The sequence below is a fragment of the Brachybacterium endophyticum genome (genome assembly GCF_003130585.1).
In the GTDB taxonomy this organism is placed as follows: domain Bacteria; phylum Actinomycetota; class Actinomycetes; order Actinomycetales; family Dermabacteraceae; genus Brachybacterium; species Brachybacterium endophyticum.
This window is the reverse complement of the sequence record NZ_QFKX01000003.1, coordinates 359,796-377,737: the sequence shown is the minus strand read 5'-3', so window position 1 is coordinate 377,737 and position 17,942 is coordinate 359,796. Positions and strand designations below refer to the sequence as shown.

Annotated in this window: 14 protein-coding genes; 3 read left to right on the top strand and 11 right to left on the bottom strand. The window is 70.8% G+C overall.

Features of this window, described 5'->3' with window-relative positions; genetic code table 11:
* Nucleotides 1-229: 229 nt before the first annotated feature.
* Together DEO23_RS10495 and DEO23_RS10490 are read right to left on the bottom strand one after the other, a co-directional pair.
* A complete protein-coding gene (locus DEO23_RS10495; protein WP_109275959.1) occupies nucleotides 230-1,501 on the bottom strand; it encodes a glycosyltransferase in 1,272 nt (423 codons plus the stop codon).
* Nucleotides 1,498-3,732 (bottom strand): glycosyltransferase family 39 protein, encoded by a 2,235-nt coding sequence (locus DEO23_RS10490; RefSeq protein ID WP_205678940.1) that lies wholly within the window; start codon nucleotides 3,730-3,732, stop codon nucleotides 1,498-1,500. Before DEO23_RS10490 ends, DEO23_RS10495 begins: the two co-directional genes overlap by 4 nt.
* 139 nt (nucleotides 3,733-3,871) lie before the next feature.
* Here DEO23_RS10490 and DEO23_RS10485 point away from each other — a divergent pair, with 139 nt between their 5' ends.
* The gene (locus tag DEO23_RS10485; protein WP_109275957.1) at nucleotides 3,872-4,069 is read left to right on the top strand and encodes a hypothetical protein; all 198 of its coding nucleotides are present in this window, start codon (nucleotides 3,872-3,874) and stop codon (nucleotides 4,067-4,069) included.
* 93 nt (nucleotides 4,070-4,162) lie between these two features.
* A complete protein-coding gene (locus DEO23_RS10480) occupies nucleotides 4,163-5,098 on the top strand; it encodes a serine aminopeptidase domain-containing protein (RefSeq protein WP_109275956.1) in 936 nt (311 codons plus the stop codon).
* 77 nt (nucleotides 5,099-5,175) lie between these two features.
* On the opposite strand, the gene putP is transcribed toward DEO23_RS10480, so the two are convergent.
* The 9 genes from putP to DEO23_RS10435 all read right to left on the bottom strand — a co-directional run bounded on the left by putP (nucleotide 5,176) and on the right by DEO23_RS10435 (nucleotide 16,286).
* Nucleotides 5,176-6,723, bottom strand: a complete 1,548-nt coding sequence (putP, locus tag DEO23_RS10475; RefSeq protein ID WP_109275955.1) for a sodium/proline symporter PutP — start codon at nucleotides 6,721-6,723, stop codon at nucleotides 5,176-5,178.
* 152 nt (nucleotides 6,724-6,875) lie between these two features.
* Nucleotides 6,876-7,361, bottom strand: coding sequence for an NUDIX domain-containing protein (locus DEO23_RS10470; RefSeq protein WP_109275954.1), 486 nt, complete (start codon nucleotides 7,359-7,361; stop codon nucleotides 6,876-6,878).
* Nucleotides 7,362-7,393: 32 nt separating this feature from the next.
* Nucleotides 7,394-8,758, bottom strand: coding sequence for an MFS transporter (locus tag DEO23_RS10465; RefSeq protein ID WP_109275953.1), 1,365 nt, complete (start codon nucleotides 8,756-8,758; stop codon nucleotides 7,394-7,396).
* A gap of 386 nt (nucleotides 8,759-9,144) precedes the next feature.
* Nucleotides 9,145-9,615: a ribose-5-phosphate isomerase gene (locus DEO23_RS10460; protein ID WP_109274078.1), complete on the bottom strand. Its 471-nt coding sequence runs from the start codon at nucleotides 9,613-9,615 to the stop codon at nucleotides 9,145-9,147.
* A gap of 211 nt (nucleotides 9,616-9,826) precedes the next feature.
* Nucleotides 9,827-11,545: a dihydroxyacetone kinase family protein gene (locus tag DEO23_RS10455; protein WP_109275952.1), complete on the bottom strand. Its 1,719-nt coding sequence runs from the start codon at nucleotides 11,543-11,545 to the stop codon at nucleotides 9,827-9,829.
* A 107-nt stretch (nucleotides 11,546-11,652) separates the two neighbouring features.
* Nucleotides 11,653-12,435, bottom strand: a complete 783-nt coding sequence (locus DEO23_RS10450; protein WP_109275951.1) for an SDR family oxidoreductase — start codon at nucleotides 12,433-12,435, stop codon at nucleotides 11,653-11,655.
* 89 nt (nucleotides 12,436-12,524) lie between these two features.
* On the bottom strand, nucleotides 12,525-13,868 hold the full coding sequence (locus DEO23_RS10445) for an RbtT/DalT/CsbX family MFS transporter (RefSeq protein WP_109275950.1): 1,344 nt from the start codon (nucleotides 13,866-13,868) through the stop codon (nucleotides 12,525-12,527).
* A 243-nt stretch (nucleotides 13,869-14,111) separates the two neighbouring features.
* Complete coding sequence (locus DEO23_RS10440; protein ID WP_109275949.1) at nucleotides 14,112-15,200, bottom strand: zinc-binding dehydrogenase; 1,089 nt, start codon at nucleotides 15,198-15,200, stop codon at nucleotides 14,112-14,114.
* A gap of 147 nt (nucleotides 15,201-15,347) precedes the next feature.
* A complete protein-coding gene (locus DEO23_RS10435; protein WP_109275948.1) occupies nucleotides 15,348-16,286 on the bottom strand; it encodes a sugar-binding transcriptional regulator in 939 nt (312 codons plus the stop codon).
* Nucleotides 16,287-16,448: 162 nt separating this feature from the next.
* Here DEO23_RS10435 and DEO23_RS10430 point away from each other — a divergent pair, with 162 nt between their 5' ends.
* Nucleotides 16,449-17,939 carry an FGGY-family carbohydrate kinase gene (locus DEO23_RS10430; RefSeq protein WP_109275947.1) on the top strand — a complete coding sequence of 497 codons (1,491 nt, stop codon included), beginning with the start codon at nucleotides 16,449-16,451 and terminating at the stop codon, nucleotides 17,937-17,939.
* The last annotated feature ends 3 nt before the right edge of the window (nucleotides 17,940-17,942 follow it).

The following is a 17,942-nucleotide window of genomic DNA, read 5'->3' as shown; positions in this document are numbered from 1 at the left end:
GGGCACGAGGAATAAACTTACGCACTCCCGGCCCCCACGTCAACTCCACAGCCCCAGGTCAGAGCGTGTCCTGCACCACTCATGCCTGAGGATCCTCGGTGGGCACGTCCGAGGCGCCGGCATCGGGCCTCGCGGGGGCGGTTCCGACCGCGTCCTCCCTCGCGCCGGCCCCCGCGCTCCTAACTGGAGGCGGGACCGGCCTGAGGTGCGGCGTCGACGGTTGCTGCCCTCACTCCCCTGCCGTGCGCCACCTCCGCATCACGGCGAACTTGGTGACCGTCGCGATGACCATGGACCCGCCGAGGATCACCGTCTGCACCGCCGTGGGGGCGGCATGCCACGTGTGGTCGAGCAGGAACAGCGCGCCGGCACTGAGCGCCCAGGTGAGCGCCAGCAGGACGAGCCCCTGCACCTGGTGCCACAGGGCTCCGCCGCGCTCGCGGATCCCGAAGGTCCAGGCACGATTGACGCTCGTGTTGAGCACCGTCGCCACCAGCAGTGCGACGAGGTTGGCCGCCTGCGTCGGGACGCCGATCGCTCCGTGAAGCCCGGCGAAGCCGAGCAGGTGCACGAGCGTGCTGAGAACGCCCACGGCGGCGAACCGGATCACTTGGCCGCTGGTCTGCCCCGAGGGCATGGTCCGCCCGAGCCTGTCGCGGATCCCCGCGATCTCCTCGGCGCGGTCACGCAGCACCCGGCGCACCCGGAAGACCCCGCGGATGTCGTCCAGGGCGGTGTGGACCACGTCGACCCGGGAGTCCGGATCGTCGTACCAGTCGACCGGGACCTCGTGGATCCGCAGCCCGCAGCGTTCGGCGAGCACCAGCAGCTCGGTGTCGAAGAACCACCTCGGGTCCTCGACGAGCGGCAGGAGCTCGCGGGCCACGTCGGCCCGGATCGCCTTGAAGCCGCACTGGGCATCGGTGAAGCCGGCGCCGAGCGCCACGGAGAGCCCCGCGTTGTAGCAGCGGGAGATGACCTCGCGCTTGGTCCCGCGCACCACCCGTGAGCTGCGGTTCAGCCGGGTGCCGATCGCGAGGTCTGAGTGTCCCGACATGAGCGGCGCGACCAGGGGCCAGAGCCCGTCGAGATCGGTCGACAGGTCCACGTCCATGTACGCCAGCACGAGCGCGTCGGAGTGCAGCCAGGTCGCCTTCAGCGCCCGTCCGCGTCCCTTCTGGTCCAGGTGCACGGCCCGGACACGTCCGAGCAGCTCCCGCTCGAGGCCGGCGGCGATCTCCCGGGTGCCATCGGTGCTGCCGTTGTCGGCGACCGTGATCCGGTACGGGTAGGGGAACGTCCCCCGCAGCCGGCGGTCCAGCCGGCGTACGCAGGCCTCGATCGTGTGTCTCTCGTCGAGGACCGGCACGACGACGTCCAGCACGGTCGTCCCGGGGCCGGCCTCCACGAGCGGGCGATCCGCGGCGGCCTCCGGCGACTCCCCGTCGGTGGAGGGGTGGTCGGAGGCGACGTCTCCCTGTCGCGTGGTGATCGTGATCATGACGTCTCCTCCGTCCCGGCGGAGTCCGACGTGGGCTGCGTCAGGTCGTAGAAGGTCTGGTCGCCGATGGTCACCTTCTTGTAGTGCTTGCCGGCCCACGTCACGATCTCGGACCCGGAGCTCGACCCGCCGCTCTGCTGTCCGCCCATGCCGGAGCTCGCGAGCAGGTAGTGGATCCGTCCCTTCTCGACGTACTCCTGGAACTGCTTCAGCGTGGGACTCGGATCGGAGCCGTTGAACCCACCGATCGCCATCACCGGATCCTCGGTGGCCAGCTGCAGACCGGCAGCGCTCTGACTGCCGACGGCCGCGGCCACCCAGGTGTAGTCGTCCGCATCCTTGCTCAGCGCGTCCACGACCTCCTGGTCGGGCTCGGAGGCGTCGAGCAGACCGCCCATGCCGCCGGCGCCGCCCTCGGCCGTGCCGCCGGCACCGTTGTTCTCGCCGGCTCCGGAGAACTGGCCCTTCCCGTTCTGCATGCTCGGCACCTGCTGGCCCTGGTTCTGCTGGCCCGTCTGCGACTGGCCCGGAGCCCCCGGGAGGCCGTTGCTCTGCTGACCGGTCCTGCCCGGACCGCCCTGGCCGCCGTCGGGCATGCCGCCCTGGCCACCACCCATTCCGCCTGGTCCGCCCGTTCCGCCGGGTCCGCCCATGCCGCCGGAGACCTGCGGCCCTGCGGTGATGATCGATCCGGTCTTGGCCGTCGTCACGGTGCTGGCGGCGTAGGCGGCCTGTCCGGCGCCAGCGCTGACCACTGCCGCGAGGACCACGCCCGCGGCCAGGGCGCGCCCGCCGCGGTGGAGCAGCAGGAACCCGATGGCCGCGAGGATCCCGGTGACCAGCACGAGGATCTGGAGCCACTGCCCGTACTCCTCCTGGCGCTGCAGCAGGACGAAGCCCCAGATGCCGGTGGCGAGCGCCGCGAGGGCGAGTCCGCTCCTGGCGAGCCAGGTGCTGCGACGCTGCCAGAGCTCGCCCGCCCCCATGCCGACCATCGCGGCGATCGCCGGGGCGAGGGCCACCGTGTAGTACTGGTGGAAGATCCCGCTCATGAACGAGAAGACCAGGAAGGTGACCAGGAACCAGCCGCCCCAGACCATGTGGGAGGCGCGGCGCAGGTCCGTGCGCGGTGCGCGGCGGGTCACCCACAGCGCGAGCACCACGAGAATCAGCGCGGCCGGGATCATCCAGGAGATCTGGCCGCCGACGTCCGAGGAGAACATCCTCGTCAGTCCCGTGTCGCCGCCGAAGGGGCTGCCCCCGCCGCCGGGCATGTCACCGCCACCGGGCATGCCGCCGCCCACGGAGCCGGTCTCGTCGCCGCTGAGTCGGCCGAATCCGTTGTAGCCGAAGGTCAGCTCGAGGAACGAGTTGCTCTGCGAGCCGCCGATGTACGGGCGCCAGCTCTCGGGCACCAGCTCGACGATCGCGACCCACCAGCCGCCGGAGACGACGACCGCTCCGACCGCGGCGGCCAGTCCCACGACCCGCCGCTTCCAGGTGGCGGCGGCGAACAGCATGAACGCGAGACCGAAGAACGGCACCACGAGGAACGCCTGGAAGGTCTTGGTGAGGAAGCCGAAGCCGATGAACACGCCCACCAGGGCCATCCAGCGGATCGCGCCCTTCTCGATGGCCCGCAGGGTCGCCCAGGCGCCCAGGGTCATCAGCAGCACCAGCAGGGCGTCGGGGTTGTTGAAGCGGAACATCAGCACCGCGACCGGGGTGATCGCCAGCGCGGCGCCCGCGACGAGCCCCGCCGCCACACCGAAGTACCTCTTCACGGTGCGGTTCACGACGAGGACGGTGCCGATGCCCATGAGGACCTGCGGCAGCAGGATCGCGAAGGAGCTCAGACCGAACAGCCGCACGGACAGGGCCATGAACCACAGCGAGGCCGGCGGCTTGTCGACCGTGATCGAGTTCGCCGCGTCCGACGAGCCGTAGAAGAAGGCCTTCCAGGACTCCGAGCCGGCCTGCACTGCCGCCGAGTAGAAGGAGTTCGCGTAGCCGTTGGCACTGAGGTTCCAGAAGTACAGGACCCCGGTGGCCGCGAGCAGCGCCAGCAGGGCGATGCTGGCACCGAGGGGCTCCTTCATGATCCGCTCGCGCAGGCCCGGGCGGCGATGGGCCGCCGATCCCGCACCCGTCGTCGGCCCTGCACTGCTGTCGTCCGTTCCGGATCCGGGCGGTGTCACGCCGCGGGTCCGCTGTCTGTCTGTCGTGGTCATGGCGGGAAGATTTCCGCGCCGAGCTATGGATCTGCTGTGCCGCAGGCATGGTCGGCGTATGTGACCAGGGACCTCGACGCACCGGCCCGGGACAGGATCGACACAGCCGATCCATAGGCTCCGGTTCGAGGGTCGAGGCATGGAGACGACAGACACCGCCACCACCGCCGCCCCGGGGTCCCTGCACGGTCCCGAGACCTGCAATCGGCCCGCCGCTCCGGTGGACCCCGCCGCCGATGCGCCGACGACCTCCCCCGCTCTCACGCCCGTGAGCTGGGCCGGGGCGAAGCCTGCCGTCGGCGCGGCTCTCGCCGTCCGGGAGCACCCGGGAGCCTGAGACGGGAGCACCCGGGGGCCTGAGGCCGGGGCGCCGGACTACGCTCGTTCTCAGCGGCCGAGCGCACGCGGTCGCACCGACGAAGGAGCTGCGATGGCGCTGCACGAGTTCTCATTCCCCTCCCACAACGGAAGGGACGAGATCCAGGCCTGGATCCAGGTGCCCGTCACGACCCCGAGGGCGATCGTGCAGATCGAGCACGGTCTCGGTGAGCACTCGCGGCGCTATCAGCGGCTGTCCGACCGGCTGCTGGACGCGGGCGTCGTGGTCGCGGCCGACGACCACGCGGGGCACGGCCGCACCGCCGTGCTCTCGGGGGCGTGGGCGGACACCGGCGCGGACGGCCGGGACACGGTGATCGCCGACGAAGAGACGCTCCGCGCCCGCGTCACCGGGATGTTCCCCGACCTGCCGTACCTGATCTACGGCCACAGCTGGGGGTCGATGATCGCCCGCGCCCAGGTGACCCGCCACCCCGGCGGCGTCTCAGGGCTGGTGCTGGGCGGGATCGCCGCGGGCTGGAGGGCGATCGAGACCTTCGATCGCCAGGCCCTCGAGTGGGCGATCGGCGAGGGCGACGGCTCGGGCAGCGGCGAGGAGTTCGCGCACGCCCTCTTCGAGGGCTTCCTGGACCGCTACGACGACGTGCGCGGTCCCACCGACTGGGTGGCGCTGGACCGGGACGTGGTCGCCGACCACGGCGCCGATCCGCTCAACGGCTTCGGTACTCCCCTGTCCTTGCGGTTCGTCCGGGATCTCGTGGACCTGTACGACGAGGTCGAGGGCGGCGCCTTCGCGGAGCTGGTCCCGGACGATCTGCCGGTGCTGATCCTGGCCGGCGACCAGGATCCCGTCTGCGGGTTCGGGGAAGGGGCGTATCGCGCCGCGAACGAGCTCGTCGATGCGGGGACGCGCGACGTGCGGACGCGCGTGTACACGGGCTTCCGCCACGAGGTGCACAACGAGCCGCCGATCCGCGACGAGGCCGCCCAGGAGATCCTCGAGCACGTGGCGCGCGTCGTCGGCTGAGGGGACGACGCGCGCCACGTGGGCTCGGGGCCGCACGGTTCCGGTCCGCGCGGTTCCGGGCCGCGCGAGCTCCGGGATCAGACGGTCGCGTCCTCCGCGGCGGCGGTCTGCGCATCCGCCGTGCCGCGCACGTTGGCGCGCACCTGGTCGAACTGCTGCAGGGTGCGCTCGGAGGGCTTCGGGGTCACGAGCGAGACCACGATCGCGAGGATCAGCGCCACGGCGAAGCCGGGCACGATCTCGTAGAGGTGCTCGTCGCCGGGGAAGAGGCCCCAGCTCACGTCGGGCGTGGCCTGACCCCACCAGAAGGCGACCACGGCTCCGCCGATCATGGCGGCGAGGGCACCGATGTTGGTCAGACGCCGCCAGAACAGGCTGAGCAGGATGATCGGGCCGAAGGCCGAACCGAAGCCGGCCCAGGCGAAGCCGACGAGGTCGAGGATCGAGCTGTTCGGGTTCGCCGCCAGGATGCCGGCGAAGATCGCGACCGCGAGCACGGCGCCACGACCGGCCCACAGCTTGGCCTTGGCACCGAGCGAGACGCCGAAGCCGCCCACGAGGTCCTCGACCAGCGCCGAGGAGGTCACCACGAGCTGGGAGGAGAGCGTGGACATGATCGCGGCGAGCACCGCTGCGAGCACGAAGCCGGCGATCAGCGGGTGGAACATGATCTGGGCGAGGTCCAGGAAGACGGACTCGCCGTTCTTCGTGTCGGTCAGACCGGAGTCACCGTTCTGCTGGAAGAAGGCCAGGCCCGCCATCGCGGTGAAGATCGCGCCGAGCACGCACAGGATCATCCAGCCCACGCCGAAGACCAGACCGGCCTTCGCGTCCTTCGCGGAGCGCAGCGCCATGAAGCGCACGATGATGTGGGGCTGGCCGAAGTAGCCCAGGCCCCAGGCCAGCGAGGACAGCACGCCCACACCGGTGGCACCCTTGGTCATCGAGGTGAAGTCGGGGTTGACCTGCTGGATCGAGTGCCACATCTCGATGGGGCCGCCGACCGCGAAGATCGCGACGACCGGCACCAGCAGCAGGGAGACGAGCATGATCATGCCCTGCACCACGTCGGTGTAGGTGGCGCCGAGGAAGCCGCCGAACAGGGTGTAGGCCAGGGTCACGGCCGCGACCAGGAGCATGCCCAGCAGGTAGTTGCCGCCGAACATCGACTCGAAGAACTTGCCGCCGGCGACCATGCCGGAGGAGACGTAGAAGGCGAAGAAGACCAGGATCACCAGGCCCGCGACGATGCGCAGCAGGCGGGTGCGGTCGGTCAGACGGTTGCCGAAGAAGCTGGGCACGGTGATGGAGTCGTCGGCGGCCTTGGTGTACTCACGCAGACGCGGCGCCACGAAGTACCAGTTCAGGGCTGCGCCGATGGTGAGGCCGACGGCGAGCCAGGCCTCGACGAGCCCGCTGATGTAGAGCGCGCCGGGCAGGCCCATCACGAGCCAGCCCGACATGTCGGAGGCACCGGCCGAGAGCGCGGCGGTGAAGGGGTGCAGCTGACGACCGCCGAGCATGTACTCGTCGCCGCCGCGGGTCTTGAAGAAGGCGTACGCGCCGATGGCGAGCATCGCGATGAAGTAGATCGCGAGCGCGATCAGCTTGAACGTGAGGTCCATTGCCGTGCCGTTCTGGTCGGGGACAGGGACAGGGATGACCAGCACCGTAGTGCGAGTGAGACGCCGACGACAGCGTTCCGCGCCGATCCGCGCCCGCGGGAGCTGTCAAATCCGCTGTGAATCCCCTCGCGACGAGGCGACGATCCTCCTGCTCACAGGGCCGGAACCAGGTCGACCTCGGCTTCTCCGCGAAGGACCGCGAGCCCGCGCCGCGCGCGTGATGCGCCCCACGCGCCGAGGAGGTCGAGCTCGTCCTCCTCGACCAGCCGCCAGTCGTCGAGCTCCGCGACCTGCGGGACCACTTCCGCCTGCAGACGCTCGGCCGGCACGACGCCGGCGTCGAACAGGAAATGGGCGCCCATGGGGGCGCCCACGCTCGCCCGCGAGGGCATCCAGTGCACGGCGAGGAGACGCCCGATCTCGAGCCGGAGACCGAGTTCCTCCTGGACCTCACGCCGCGCGCACTCACGGGCGTCCTCCCCCGCGTCGACGCCACCGCCGGGCAGCAGCCAGTGGTCGCGGTAGTTCGGCTTCTCGATCACCACCCGGCCGTGCTCGTCGCGCAGCAGGACGGCACCGGAGGTGATCACGGTGGGGAGACCCGCGAAGTAGACGGGATCCGGCAGCAGCTCGTTCATCCCGTCATCCTCACAGACGCGTCGCCGAACCGTCAGCGTCTCCGCGCGGCGCCCCGGTCCAGGGCGCCGTCGGCCACGCCGCTGCTGCCCAGCGCGCCGCTGGGGGCGCGCCGCCCGGCGAGGACGGCGCCCAGCAGGGTGAGGGCGGACATCGCGATGAGCATCAGCGCCGGGTGCCACCATGCCTCGTCGGTGGCGCGGCCCAGCGCCGCCGTGAGCAGCGGGACGAAGCCGCTCGCCGTGGCGGCGATGGCATAGGCGAGGGAGAGCGCGGAGTAGCGGAACCGCTCGTCGAACAGGTCGCTCATGAGGCCGCCGAGCGCCGCCCACGACATCGTCGGCAGGATCCCCCCGATGATCATCATCCCGACCAGCACCCCGAATCCGGCGGAGGGCAGCAGCGCGTACATCGGGACCGCGATCAGGGCGCTGCCCAGCGCCCCGATGCCGACCACCCTGGCCGACCCGATCCGCGTCGCGAGCAGCCCGAACAGAGGGATCGTCGCCAGCTGCAGGAGGGATCCGATGGTGGTGGCGATCAGCAGCTGCAACGGGGAGTAGCCCAGCACCTCGGAGCCGTAGTTCATGGTGTACGTGTTCATCAGCGAGTACGAACCGATGCCGAGCAGCGCGGAGCAGATCGCGATCAGCACGCCGGCCGGACGGGCGCGCAGCATGTCCAGCACGGGGAGTCGGTCGCGGCCCCCTGCGCCCTTGAGCTTCGAGAACACCGGTGTCTCGTCCACCCGCAACCGCAGGTACAGCGAGACCAGGAGCATCGGGAAGGCCAGGAGGAACGGCAGGCGCCATCCCCAGGCCGCGATCTGGTCGCTGGGCATGACGCCGATCAGCAGCAGGTACACCGCTGCCGACAGGATGGACCCCACGGGCGAGCCCAGCTGCGGGATCGCGGCGTACAGGGCGCGGCGCAGCGGGTGGGCGTGCTCGGCGGCGAGCAGGACCGAGCCGCCCCATTCGCCGCCCAGCGACATCCCCTGGGCGAGACGGAGCACCACCAGACCGACGGCGCCGAGCCATCCGGCCTGCTCATAGCTGGGCAGCAGCCCGATCAGCCCGGTCGCGACGCCCATTACGGCGACCGTCCACAGCAGCGTCGCGCGTCGGCCCAGCCGGTCCCCCATGTGTCCGAAGACGATCGCGCCGACGGGCCGGATCACGAAGCTCACGGCGATGGTGCTGAAGGAGGCAAGCGTGGCGCCGGCCGCGCCGAGCGGCTCGAAGAACAGGGGGCCGACGAAGAAGGCGGAGAAGTACCCGAACAGGTAGAAGTCGAACTGCTCGAGGGAGGTGCCGACGAGGGAGGCCCAGGTGACGCGGCGTGCCTCGCGGGAGGAGGACGGCCCTGAGGGCGCGGTGCGCGCGGGCGCTGCGGTCATGGCACTCCGTCCATCGGTGGCCCAGCGGCGTGCTGGTGCGGCCAGCCTAGGATCGGCGCGCGTCGAGGGGACGGGGCGGGGACGTGCGCAGGACCAACGCCACATCGGGGGTGGTGCGGGGTTGGCGACGCGGCGGGGAGGACGGCCAGGGGCGGCTGTGAGGAGAGATCAGGGCCTTCGCGGGGTGGCCAGGCCGACTACCGGGAGAGGTCAGGGCCTGGAAGGGACTAATAGCGCATCGTGTGCCATATATGGCAGATGATGCGCTATTAGTCCCGCCGAAGCCCGCCCAACCGCTCACGATCAGCCCAACGCCGACTCCGGAGCATGCCGGGCCGCGCGGGAACCCGCGGAGCCTCGCCCCGCGGGCCCCGCCCCACCAGCGATCACCCCTCCTCAAGCGACCCGTCATACGCACAGATCGCATCCACCTTCGCCGCCGAGGACGACTCCGGATCGAACTCCAGATCCAGCCACACCTTCACCAGCTCCTTGGCCAGCTCCAGACCCACCACGCGCTCACCCATGCACAGCACCTGCGCATTGTTCGACAGCACGCTGCGCTGAACCGAATACAGATCATGCGCGGTCACCGCACGGATGCCCTTGACCTTGTTCGCCGAGATCGCCACGCCCAGACCCGTCCCGCAGATCAACAGCGCACGATCCGCATCCCCGGCAGCGACCAGCTCGGCCGCCTCGATCGCGACATTGGGGTAGTACGTGCCGTCCTCACGACCGGTCACGCCCACATCGGTCACCGTGCCCACACGGTCATCAGCCTCCAGGAGCTTCTTCAGCTCCTCCTTGTACCCGAACCCGGCGTTGTCCCCGCCGACCACGATGTTCCAGGTCATGACGCTCTCCTTCGTGATGTCGAGGTCCGATGGGACACGGACCGTCCGGGCGTGCCGTGACACGTGCCCGGTGGTGATGCAGCGCAGCCGCCGAACCTCCTGCCCGGCGGACCTCCCGCCCGGCGAACCTCCTGCCCGGCGGACCTTCCGCCCGCCAAACCTTCCGCCCGGCGACGGGCGCAGTCGGCGACAGACGCAGTCGGCGACGACCTCAGTCGGCCACGATCTCCCCGACCCGTGCGGCGATCCGGGAGAAGGAGACGGCGCCCGGGTCGGGCGTGCCCACGGACTTGTCGCCGAGCACTCGGGCGCGGCCGAGGTGCGCTGCCACGTCCTTGGTCGCCTCGGCGGCCTCGGCGGCGGCCTCGGCGGCGGTGGTGATCGCGGCTCCGGCGGCGGCGAGGTCGTCGGGCGTGCCTGCGGATGTCAGCGACTCGCGGAACGGGACCATCGCGTCGACCATCGTCTTGTCGCCGACCTTCGCGCCGCCCAGGCGCTCGACGGCCTCGATGCCCTGGACGATCCCGGCGACGAGCTGCTCGGGCGTGACGGCCGAGTCGTCGGCCAGCGCGCTGCCGAGGCTGGTGAGCACGGCGCCCCAGAGGGCACCGGAGGTCCCGCCGGCCTCGGCCGACCAGGCGGAGCCGGCCTGGACCAGGACGGTGCGCGCGCCGGCCCCGTGGTCGTGAGCCTTCGCAGCGGCGGCCCGGGCTCCGCGGATCCCGAGCACCATGCCCTGCCCGTGGTCGCCGTCGCCCGCGACAGCATCCATGCGCCCGAGCTCCAGCTCCCACTCCTCGAGCTTGCCCTGCAGGTCCTCGAGGACTTCGACGATGCGGGCGGCGCTCGAGCGGGACTCCTCGCTCGCCTCGGGGATCGGGTCCTCACCAGGCGTGTAGACCTCGCCCCGCTCCTCGCCCGTCGGCCCCTCGATGCTCACGCCGCGACGGAACGCGGGGGTGTCGGCGGGGGCGAGCCAGAGCCGCTCGAGCTCGTCGTCCAGGCGCATGACCGTGAGCGAGAGTCCTGCCATGTCGAGGCTGGTCACGTGCTCGCCGACCTCGGGCCGCACGATCGTCAGACCTGCCTCCCCGAGCATGCGGGCGACGTGGCCGTAGACGACGAACAGCTCCTCGTACTTCACGGTTCCCAGACCGTTCAGCACCACGGCCACCCGCTCGGAGTCGAGCTCGGGGGTCTCGGCGAGGACACCGTCGACCAGACGTCGGGCGAGGTCCTCGGCGCTCGGCATGTCGACCTCGTCGATGCCGGGCTCGCCGTGGATCCCGAGGCCGACGGCCATCTTCCCCTCGGGGACGTGGAACAGGGCCTCGTCGGCCCCGGGCAGGGTGCAGCCGTCGAAGGCGACGCCGAGCGAGCGGGTGGCGTCGTTCGCCTTCTGGGCCAGCCGCTCGGACTCGTCGAGGTCGGCGCCCTCCTGGATCGCGGCTCCCGCGATCTTGAAGACGACGAGGTCACCGGCGATGCCACGTCGATCGCGGTGGTTCTCCTCGGAGTTGGAGGCGACGTCGTCGCTGACCTTGACGATGCGCACGTCCACGCCCTCGGCGCGCAGCTTCTCGGCGGCGACCCCGAAGTGCAGGACGTCGCCCGCGTAGTTGCCGAAGCCCAGGATCACCCCACCGCCGTTCTCGGCGTTCCGCGCGACGGAGTAGACCTGGTCGGAGGACGGCGAGGAGAAGATGTTGCCGCAGGGGGCGCCGTGGGCGAAGCCCGGGCCCACCCAGCCGGCGAAGGCCGGGTAGTGCCCCGAGCCGCCGCCCACGACGAGGGCGACCTGCCCCTTCGGGGTCGCCTCGCGGCGCACGACGCCGCCGTGGACGCCGATCAGCTCCTCGGGATGGGCGGCGACGAGGCCCTCGACGGCCGAGCCCGGGAACTCGGTGGGGTCATCGAACAGGTAGGTCATGGCGCTGTGCTCTCTCCGTTGAAGGACGCGACGTGGAAGGACGGGCGGAGGACGGGACGGATCGGCGTCGGCCGAACCTGGACGGGCCCGGCCGACGGGGAACGGACTCAGGCCGCGGTGTAACCGCCGTCGACGCTGAGGACCGAGCCGGTGACGAAGGTGCTGGCCCGCGAGGCGAGGAACACCGCGGCACCCTTGAGCTCCTCGGGCTCCCCGGGGCGGCTCATCGGCGTCATCATGTTCCACTGGTCGATCTGCGGGCCGCCCTCCTCGTAGAACCCGCGGGTCAGCTCGGTGCGCATGTAGCCCGGGGCGATCGCGTTGACGCGCAGGCCCTTCTCGGCCCACTCGCACGCGGCCGAGCGGGTCAGGTTGTGCACGGCGGCCTTGGAGGCGTTGTAGGAGGCCTGTGCCTGCGGCACGTTCGCGATGATGCCGCTCATCGAGCCGGTGTTGATGATGCTGCCGCTGCCGCGCTCGAGCATGTGACGGCCCACGGCCTGCATGACGAAGAAGACGGCGTCGAGGTTCAGCCCCATCACCGCGCGCCAGTTGTCCTCGGTGACCTCCTCGAGGGGCTGGTGGATCGTGCGCCCCGCGTTGTTCAGCAGGGTGTCGATGTGGCCGAGGTCGGCGACGACCCGGTCGACGAGGCCGCTGACGTCCTCGCGGTCCATGACGTTGCAGTGGTAGTAGCGCACGGTGCGGCCGGTGGCCTCGGCGAGCGCGGAGGCGGCCGCCTCACCGGTCTCGTCGTCGATGTCGGCCAGCGCGATGTCGCTGCCGTGCTCGGCGAGACCGGTGGCCATGGCCAGGCCCAGGCCCTTCGCGCCACCGGTGACCAGGGCGACGGTTCCGGTGAGGTCGAAGATCTCGGTGGGGGTGCTCATGGGGTGTGTCCTTTCGAGGAGATGATGTGGTCGGTGCTCGTGGTCGGCGCAGGCCTCGGAGCTCGGAGGCCGGGAGCGGTGCGGGACGCTCAGTCCTCCACGACCGGCCCGTGCAGCCGGGGCTGATGCACCTTGAGGAAGAAGGTCATGAGGAAGGCGCAGGCGTAGAGGACCACGAAGGCCCAGACCACGCCGACGTTGCCACCGAAGGGCAGGACGATCGCGACGACCGAGCTGCCGAGGAAGGTCGCGCCGCCCGCGGCGGTCGTGTACATCGCCATCGCGGCACCCTTCTCCTTGGGGGCGATGGCCGGCATGATCGCGCCCAGCGGCACGAAGCCGGCGAGCATGATGCCGAAGACGGTGCCGGCGGCCACGGAGACCGCGAAGCCCCAGTCGGAGCCGGCGGGCACCATGTGCGGGACGTACCACCACAGCAGCAGGCCGATGGCCGAGCCGACGATGCCGAACCAGCGCACGGTCTTGACCCAGCCGACCTTGTCGCCGAGGGCACCGAAGGCCGCGTTGAACAGGATGTTGCCGGCATAGACGACGGTGGTCATCAGGAGCCATTGCGACTGGGTCCACCCCAGGCCGCCCTCGTCGACGGTGCCGGCGATGACGTTGGGCAGGATGATGAACATGCCGAACTCGGGCGCGGTGTTGATCAGTCGCGTCAGGAAGCCCATCGCGATGCGTCCGTTGGTGAACGTCAGGCGCAGGCCGGCGAGGATCACGCCTGGCGCGGATTCCCCGGCGGGAGCCAGTCTCATCGTGCCGTGCTTCTCGCGGACCCCGAACCGCGCGATCAGGAAGCCGATCAGGATCAGCCCGGTCGAGGCGAACATGGTCCAGGCCTCGCCACCGGGCCCTCCGCCGAAGGAGGGGATCATGAACCGCGCGACGAGAGACCCCAGGGTGGGGAGGCCGCCCGTGAACATGACGTAGAACCAGCCCACGGCCGTGCCGTTGCGCTCCTTGTCCACGACGTGGTTGATCCACACCAGGAAGGCGAAGGCGAACAGCGGGAACCCGAAGCCGCGGAAGAAGTAGCTGAGGGCCACGAGCCACGTGCTCTCCAGCTGGAGCGACCCCAGGAAGGCGAGTTCGAAGACGACCCAGACCCCGAACCCGAGCGCCATCACCCGTCGCGGGCCGATGAGGTCCGCCAGGGCACCCGCCAGGTAGGAACCGATGAGCACGGCCGCGCTGTACGCGGCGATGATGCGAGCGGCGAGCGCGGTCGGATCACCGCCGCCGAGCGTGTGCGCGATGTGCGGCGAGACGAAGTTCGACTCGATGCCGTTGCCCGTCATGAAGATGAGGACACCGAGGAACCCCCAGCGCAAGGGGTGCGGGATGCCGAGTCGATCGAGGAAGGACTCGCGCTCACCGCCTCCGGCGGTGCGGACGGCCGATTCGGCAGCGCTCATAGGGACACTCCTTCGTGCAGTGGGGGCGGCGCGATGACCACACGCGTGCCCATGACGCGACCGACCCTAGGGAGAGACATGAACATACGTCAAGCACAAATGTTCGTGGGCGCGTGGGGAAGCGATCCGGGTGCCGGTGACCCTGTCCCGCGGCATCCGGACCGCCTCGCCCGTGCGCTCAGTCGCTGATGGCGACGACTCACGTCGTGCTGATGGCGTTCTCGCCGACCAGATCGGATCCGGTCAGCGCCCGGGGACGATCGAGACCTTGACGGAGGCGCCGGCGGAGTCGCCGACCTTGTCGAGGGCCTCCTGGACCTCGCCGAGCCCGAACTGGTGGGTGCAGATGTCGTCGAGCGGGAGGCTTCCCGACTCGATCATCTTGATCGCGGCCGGCCAGCAGTGCGGGCCGAGGTGCGCGCCGAGGACGTCGAGCTCCTTGTCGTCGGAGATGATCGACCAGTCGACCGAGGTGTTCTCCTTGAACACCGAGTACTCGACGTAGCGCCCGAGCTTGCGCAGCAGGTTCAGTCCCTGGCCGACGGCGCTGGGATGGCCGGTGCACTCGATGTAGACGTCGGCGCCGTAGCCGCCGGTGAGGTTGCGGATCTCCTCGTACACGTCGACCTTCGAGGGGTTCAGCGTGAGGTCGGCGCCGCACTTCTTGGCGAGCTCGAGCTTGTGGTCGTCGAAGTCGAGCGCGATGACCATCTTGGGGTTCTTGTGCACGGCGCCGATGATCGCGCCCAGGCCGATGGGACCGCTGCCGGCGACGACGACCACGTCGTCGAAGGTCAGCTGGGCGCGCTCGACGGCATGCAGGGAGCACGAGAGCGGCTCGGCGAAGGCCGCGTGGTGGGCCGGCACGGACTTGCCGACCTTGTGGGCGCGGGCGAGCGGCGGCACGATCATGTACTCGGCCATCGCGCCGTTGTAGTGCTTGAAGCCGAACATGTCGTGCGGCCCGCACATCCAGTACCAGCCGCGCTGGCAGTACATGCACTCGCCGCACGGCACGATCTGCTCGCAGGCGATCCGGTCGCCGACCTGGACGCCGTGCAGCTCCAGCGCTTCCGGCGACCCGGCGACGATCTCCCCCACGAACTCGTGGCCGGGCGTGATGCCGGGCTCGACCCAGCGATCACGGTTCTCGTCGCCCCAGAACTTGCTCGCCCCGTGGTAGCACTTCAGGTCGCTCGCGCACACACCCACGGCCTCGACCTTCATCAGCAGCTCGTCGGCCCCCGGCACGGGGACGGCGATGTCCTCCAGCCGGTAGTCCTCCGGGGCGTGCATGACGACGGCCTTCATGGTCTTCGGGAACTCGCTCATCACCGATCTCTCCTTCGAAATGCCCGGTCAGAGCGCACGGAGGGATCCGCGGTGCGACGCTGCGGGCACGCGTTGATGTCCTGGATCACAGTAGGAGCGACCTAAACAATCGTCAAGCACGTTTGTTCGGGACGTGTGTGCGCGGCCTCAGAGCGCCGCGTCGAGCAGGCCCTCGGCGGTCTCGGCGTCGGTCACCAGGGTCGAGATCAATCCGGCCCGGCAGGCCGCGAGGATCGAGGGGATCTTGTCCTCCCCGGCGGCGAGCGCGATCAGCGTGGGGACGCGACGCAACTGCTCGAGGGAGGGGCGCACCAGGCGGTCGTCCCCCGGGAAACCGACCTCCCGGCCGGCGCTGTCCAGGAAGTGGAGGCAGATGTCGCCCTCCGCCCGGGCGAGCGAGGAGTCCCCGCGCGGGACCACGGAGGTCAGGCTGGTGCGGTTGCGGTACGGAGCACCCACACCCGTGACCGCGACCCGCGCCCGGTCCCACTGCTCGGTGATGCCGCGGTAGCTCGGGTCGGCCTGCAGGGACTCCCACAGGCTCGCGCTCGGCAGCGCCGGGGCGAACACGAAGCGCGGCGTCGCCCCGGTGCGATCGGCGAAGCGCCGCACCAGCTCGTTGGTCTGGAACCAGGGGTCGCTCTCCTGCTGCCCGCCGACGGTCGGGACCAGGATCGCGCCCCGCAGGTCCGGCAGCCCGGGGGCGTCGCACACGGCGTGGATCGTCTTGCCCGAGGAGAGCAGCACCGCCTCGCCCTCCGCGAGCCCGAGGGAGCTGAGCTCCTCGCCCAGCAGTTCTCCCAGCCCCCGGAACCCGCGCTCGCGCTGGTCCCCCGGGGCGACCCGCACCCCGCGCACCCCGAGCACGTCGCGCACCTGCGCGGCGAGGTCGCGCACGTCGACGTCGTCGGGGTCCAGGACCTCGAAGCGGACCATGCCGATGCGCCGGGCCTCGGAGAGCAGCTTGCTCACCGTCGGGCGGGAGATCCCCAGGCGCTCCGCCACCTCGGCCTGACGCAGGTCGTCGACGTAGTACGCGGTCGCCGCACGATGCAGGAGGCGCAGGTCCATATCGGTCTCGAGCACACCGTCCCCTTCCTCGCGGCCCGCAGTTCCTGGCGATTGTAGGGGCAGTGGCCCCGTGGCAGGATGGTCCATCGTGTCGCGCGGACCAACTGCGGGTGTCGCGCACGTGAACCCACCACCTGCAACGCTTCCGCGCAGGCCGCGGAGAAGCCGGAGGACCGCATGTCGCCATCCCACCCCGTGGTCGTGCTCGGCTTCGACGTGGGAACCTCCGGGAGCAAGGGCGTGCTGGTGACCCCCGAGGGCACCGTCCTGCGCCGCGCGGTCCGCGAGCACGTGGTCTCGCGCCCGCACCCCGGGCACGTCGAGATGGACGCGGAGGTCTGGTGGCGCGAGTTCGTCTCGATCAGCGACGAGCTGCTGGCCGAGGGTGACGTCGAGGTGGCGGCGATCGGCGTCTCCGGGATGGGACCCTCCGTGGTCGCCGCGGACGCCGTCGGCGAACCCGTCCGGCCCGCCATCCTCTACGGCGTCGACTCCCGGGCGAGCGCACAGATCCGCGAGCTCGAGGACGCCCTCGGTGTCGACGAGATCCTGTCCACCTCCGGTCTCGCGCTGAGCTCGCAGGCCGCCGGGCCGAAGATCATGTGGGCCCTGCAGCAGCCCGGTCCGAGCGCACACCGCACCCGTCGCTTCTTCATGCCCTCCTCGTTCCTCGCCCACCGGCTGACCGGCGAGTACGTCCTGGACCTCCCGAGCGCGAGCCAGACCGCCCCCTTCTACGACCCCGCGACGGCGAGCTGGGACCCGGAGCGCTGCGAACGCTTCGCCCCCGGCGTGGAGTGGCCGGCGCTGCGGATGCCGGGCGATGCGGCCGGCGAGGTCACCGAGGACGCTGCCCGTCATCTCACCGGGATCAGCCCCGGCACCCCCGTCGCGACCGGCACCATCGACGCCTGGGCAGAGGCCGTGAGCGTGGGAGCCGACGACGTCGGCGACTGCATGGTCATGTACGGCACCTCCATGTTCCTCATCGCGACCACCCGGGAGAGCGCACGCAGCAGGACCCTGTGGGCCTCCGCAGGTCTGCGGGAGGAGACGCACGCCCTCACCGGAGGGACGGCCACCTCCGGTGCGATCACCTCGTGGCTGCGCGACCTCACCGGCAGCGCCGACCACACGACCCTGATCGCCGAGGCCGAGCGCAGCGGTCCGGGGGCGAACGGCCTGCTCATGCTCCCGTACTTCGCCGGCGAGCGCTCGCCGATCATGGACCCCGACGCGCGTGGGGCGATCCTCGGCCTCACCCTGTCCCACACCCGCGGGGACCTCTACCGCGCGGCCCTCGAGGCGGCGGCCTTCAGCGTCCGCCACCACCTCGAGGAGATGGCCGCCGCGGGCGTGACGCCCGAGCGCGTGGTCGCCGTCGGCGGCGGCATCCAGGGCGGCCTGTGGCCGCAGATCGTCTCCGACGTCACCGGCGTCGCGCAGGAGATCCCCGAGCACACCGTCGGCGCCGCCTACGGCGTCGCACGGATGGCGGCCCGACTGGTGGGTCTCTCCGACACCGCGGACTGGAACCCGCGGGACCACGTGGTCACCCCCGATCCCGCGGCCGAGGGCACCTACGAGGAGCTCTACGCATCCTTCCGCGAGCTCTACCCGAGCACGAAGGACCTGGTCCACGCCCTCGCTCGGCGAGTGGAGGACTGAGAG